This window comes from Streptomyces sp. NPDC047072 (assembly GCF_040643855.1).
Taxonomy (GTDB): domain Bacteria; phylum Actinomycetota; class Actinomycetes; order Streptomycetales; family Streptomycetaceae; genus Streptomyces.
This window is the reverse complement of sequence record NZ_JBEYVC010000333.1, coordinates 1-3,775: the sequence shown is the minus strand read 5'-3', so window position 1 is coordinate 3,775 and position 3,775 is coordinate 1. Positions and strand designations below refer to the sequence as shown.

General features: G+C 77.2%; 5 protein-coding genes and 1 pseudogene. 4 read left to right on the top strand and 2 right to left on the bottom strand.

Annotated elements, in window-relative coordinates; all coding sequences use genetic code 11:
- Both ABZ896_RS52235 and ABZ896_RS52230 read right to left on the bottom strand, forming a co-directional pair.
- A pseudogene (locus ABZ896_RS52235) lies at positions 1-344 on the bottom strand (hypothetical protein); the annotation flags it as partial.
- Entirely contained in the window at positions 341-835 is a 495-nt protein-coding gene (locus ABZ896_RS52230) for a PAS domain-containing protein (protein WP_360946438.1), read from the bottom strand. The gene ABZ896_RS52230 and the pseudogene ABZ896_RS52235, both read right to left, overlap by 4 nt.
- Before the next feature lie 299 nt (positions 836-1,134).
- Here ABZ896_RS52230 and ABZ896_RS52225 point away from each other — a divergent pair, with 299 nt between their 5' ends.
- The 4 genes from ABZ896_RS52225 to ABZ896_RS52210 form a co-directional block, all read left to right on the top strand.
- A complete protein-coding gene (locus tag ABZ896_RS52225; protein WP_360946435.1) occupies positions 1,135-1,569 on the top strand; it encodes a hypothetical protein in 435 nt (144 codons plus the stop codon).
- Between the two features lie 19 nt (positions 1,570-1,588).
- Positions 1,589-1,840, top strand: a complete 252-nt coding sequence (locus ABZ896_RS52220) for an ANTAR domain-containing protein (RefSeq protein WP_360946432.1) — start codon at positions 1,589-1,591, stop codon at positions 1,838-1,840.
- A 242-nt stretch (positions 1,841-2,082) separates the two neighbouring features.
- Complete coding sequence (locus ABZ896_RS52215) at positions 2,083-2,730, top strand: hypothetical protein (protein WP_360946429.1); 648 nt, start codon at positions 2,083-2,085, stop codon at positions 2,728-2,730.
- Between the two features lie 151 nt (positions 2,731-2,881).
- Positions 2,882-3,775, top strand: an 894-nt coding sequence (locus tag ABZ896_RS52210) for an aminotransferase class I/II-fold pyridoxal phosphate-dependent enzyme (protein ID WP_360946426.1), incomplete at its 3' end; no start/stop codon positions are given.

Here is a 3,775-nt window from a genome sequence, read left to right as displayed (position 1 = left end):
GGCCGCGGGCCTGGGGGCCCGCGGGGCGCACGTGATGGGCGGGGGCGCCGCCGGGGGCCGGCCTCGCCGCCGGGGGGGCCCGCGGCCGGATCGCGCTCCGCGAGCGCGGCCGCCTCCTTCTCCGACGGCCCCAGCACCGCCGTACGCGACAGGTGCGCGGCGCCCGCGTCGGCGACCACCCAGTCGGCGAACCCGCCGTGCAGCACCCCTGCGGCCGCCGCGAGGACGGCCTCGCGCGGGGTGGTCAGCAGGGTCGTCGTCATCGTGCCCAGGAGGTCCAGCAGGGTGGCGTGCCGGGTGGCCTCGGAGAGGTCGGGCGGGGCGCTGTCCGCGGCTCCCGTCACGGGCGTACGGCGGTCAGGGTCGCGGGGACCGGGTCGGACGGGCGCTGCTGGAGCCGTACGGTCAGGCTGCGGTCGCGCTCGCCGCGGGCCACGGCGGCGGCCTGGGAGCGGAACGCGGCCCGGTCGGCGGGGGTGAGCAGCCCCGTCAGGGGGCGGCCGGTCGCGTGGCCCGCGCGGACGCCGGTGAACGAGGTCGCCGCGAAGTTCAGGCGGCGTACGACGGTCTCCCGGTCCACCAGCGCGACGGGCAGCGGGAAGCGCTGGAAGACGGTCCTCAGGAGCTGCCGCTCGTCGCGGTCGCCGCGGACGGCCGCGTCGGCGGACAGCCGCTCGTACCAGGGCCACAGGTGGTCGGCGACGTGGCCGAGCTCGAAGAGCGCCGCGTCCAGCACGGTCGTCTCGCCGCCGGGGGCGGATCTGGCCGCCTTGAGTTCTCCGACGCGGCGTACGAAATCCGCGAGTTCCTCACCGAAATCGTCCGTCTGCGCCATGCGACGAACCTGACGCGCTGCGTCACGGAGCGGAGGAGACCGGTGGGTTTTCCGGCCGCGCGACCGGGCAGCAGCTGGGAGGGAAAGCGTGAGGAGGACGGAGGGGGCCGGAGGACGGCCGGAGGTGTCGGCGACGGCTCTGTGGAGCCCTGGGAGAGTCCGTGCGGCGGCGGTGCCGGAGCGTACGCGGAGTTCTGGGTGGGCCCCTGCGGGGCCGCGCAGGAGTTCGTGTGGAGTGCTGGGTGAGTCTGCGCGGGGCCGTGCGGGAGGTTGTGGGGTCGTGAGGAGGAGGCGCGCGGATGTCGGAGGGCGGACGGCCCGAGTGGCCGGCGACCGAGTCGGCCGAGAGTGCTCTGCCCGGGCGGCGGCTGTCGGCGCTCGTCGAGCAGGCCGCCCGCTGCACCGCCGACTGCTGCGGGGCCGGCAGCATGGTCGTCGACGGCGCGGACGACGAGCGGCCCGCCGCCGTCACCCACCCGGACCTCAGCGCCCTCGTCAGCGTGCAGCTGTGCAGCGGGGACGGGCCGATCCGGACCGCGCTCGCCGGCGGGGAACCGGCGGACAGCGCGGATCTGCTGCGGGAGGAACGCCGGCCGGAGTACCGGGCGGTGGCCCTCGACTCCGGGGTGCGCTCCAGCGTGACCCTGCCGTTCCGGCGTTCCACGCTCACGCTGTACAGCTTCCGGCCCGGCACGCTGGGAGGCGGCGTACGGGCCCGCGCGGGCGCTCGGTGACCTCGCGGCGACCTGCCTCGTGCAGGACCGCTCGTACCGGGCCGCGCTCACCGAGGTCGACCAGCTCGGCACGGCCCTGCGCACCCGGCCCGTCGTCGACCAGGCCTGCGGCATCGTCATGCACGTCCTGGCCTGCGACCCCGACACCGCGTTCACCGTCCCGCGCCGCATCTCCCAGCACACCCAGCGCAGACTCTCGGACGTGGCGACGGCGGTGGTGGAACGCCGGGGACGCGGGCTGGAACGGGAGCTGGCCTCGCTGGTGAACTGAGGGGGGCGGGGTCGGTACGCAGGGGCGGACATGACGGCGTCGGCTTCCGGCACCCCCACCCCGTCACCCGGTCGGCCCTCGGCGTCCCGCCGATGGACGTCGGCCGCGCGCGGGTTTCGCGGGGGCGGGCTGTGATGGCTGTGGGTGCGAGCGTCGTGCCCAGGGGGTTGTCGTCGTGGTCGCGTCCGTTCGGCGGTATCCGACGGCGGCCCCGGCTGCCGTCGGCCGAAGGAGTTCTCCCCATGCGCCGCACCGCCCGTCTGCGGGCCCTGTCCGTCGTCGTCCCCCTTCTCGGCCTCGCCCTGGCCGGCCCCGCACCCGAGGCCTTCGCGGATCCCACCGCCGAGGTCAGCCCGAGCGGCGCCGACCCCGGCGGCACCGTCACCGTCTCGGTCTCCTGCGACCCGGCCGGCGCCACCCCGCCCGACACCGTCGACGCCACCTCGCAGGCCTTCGAGGCGGTCACCGTCCGCCTCCAGCTGGTGCCCGGCAACGACGACACCGTCACCGGCCCCGCCTACTCCGGCACCGCCCGCATCGCCGCCGCCCAGGACCTGGAGGGCGCCGCGGACGGCGTCGGCGACGACTCCGCGTGGACCGTCGACGGCACCTGCCCGGCGGCCGGGCGCGCCCAGGGCAAGCCGTGGAGCGCCACGTTCACCGTCACCCGGGGCAGCGGCGGGGGCACCCGTCCGTGCACCGACCCCCTCCCCGACCGATGCACGGCACCGACCACCGTTCCGACCGTTCAGCGCGGTGTCCACGCCGGTGCCGGCGGTGCCTTCACCGACTCCGTCCCCGCCCTGGTCGCCGGCGGTCTGCTGATCGCCGGTGCCGCAGGGGGCGCGGTGTACCGCCTGCGCCGTAGAAAACCCTCCGCGGCGGCCTGACCCGCCCACCTCGTGTGACCGGCGCAACCCACATGGCCGCCCATGGGCACCGGGCCCGGTGGGTACTCAGAGCGCGAAGAGTCGAGACGGCGCGAGCGGCATGCGCCGAGCGCACCACAGACACGGCGCGAGCCCCCTCACGGAGGTGACGATGCGGACGGACCCCGAGGGCCACGGCCCCGTCCGCTATGGCCCCCCGCTTCCCGACGACGGCCTGCCCGTGCTGCCCGAGCTCACCGGCGTCCTCGCCGCCGCGGCCGCCCGCGCGCGCCCCGAACCGGTCGGCGGCGGCCCCGCTCTCCTGCGCGCCGCCCGCGACTACGGCGAACGCCGTGGCCTGCCCGCCGAGCCCGACCACCTCGCCGCCGCCCCCGGCGCCCCCGCCCTGCTCCTCGCCCTGACCGCCGCGCTCGGCGGCGACGTCCTGGTGCCCCGCCCCTGTGCCGCCTGGTGGGCGCCGTACGCACGCCTGTTGGGAAGACCCGTCTTCCACGTGCCGACACCGGCCGAGTGCGGCGGTGTCCCGGACCCGTACGCCCTCCTGGAGACCGTGCGCCGGGTGCGGGCCGAGGGCGGTGACCCGCGGCTGCTGGTGCTGTCCGTCGCGGACGACCCGACCGCGACCGTCGCGCCCCCCGAGGTGCTGCACGCGACCGTCGAGGCTGCCGCCGCCGAGGGCCTGCACCTGGTCAGCGACGAGACCTGGCGGGACACCGTGCACGCCCCGCAGGACACGGTGCTGCTCAGCCCCGCCGAGATGCTGCCCGAACAGGTCACCGTCGTCACCGACCTGGCCGGCGGCCTGCTGCCGTCCGGCTGGCCCGCCGCGATCGCCCGCTTCCCGGCGAACGGCAGCGGCGACGGCCTCCGCGCGCGCGTGCTCGACATCCTCACCGCCCTCGGCGCGAGCATCGCCGCCCCCGTGGCGGCCGTCGCCGCCCACGCCCTGACCGAACCGGAACCGGTCACCGCCCACCGCGCGGCCGTCGTCGGCCTGCACGCGCGCGTGGCGGCCGCCGCCCACTCCGACGTCGTCCGCGCGGGC

Bases quoted from the DNA above. Each gene is read 5' to 3' on its own strand.
- ABZ896_RS52230 (WP_360946438.1), bottom strand. From the start codon at position 835: ATGGCGCAGACGGACGATTTCGGTGAGGAACTCGCGGATTTCGTACGC.
- ABZ896_RS52225 (WP_360946435.1), top strand. From the start codon at position 1,135: ATGTCGGAGGGCGGACGGCCCGAGTGGCCGGCGACCGAGTCGGCCGAG.
- ABZ896_RS52215 (WP_360946429.1), top strand. From the start codon at position 2,083: ATGCGCCGCACCGCCCGTCTGCGGGCCCTGTCCGTCGTCGTCCCCCTT.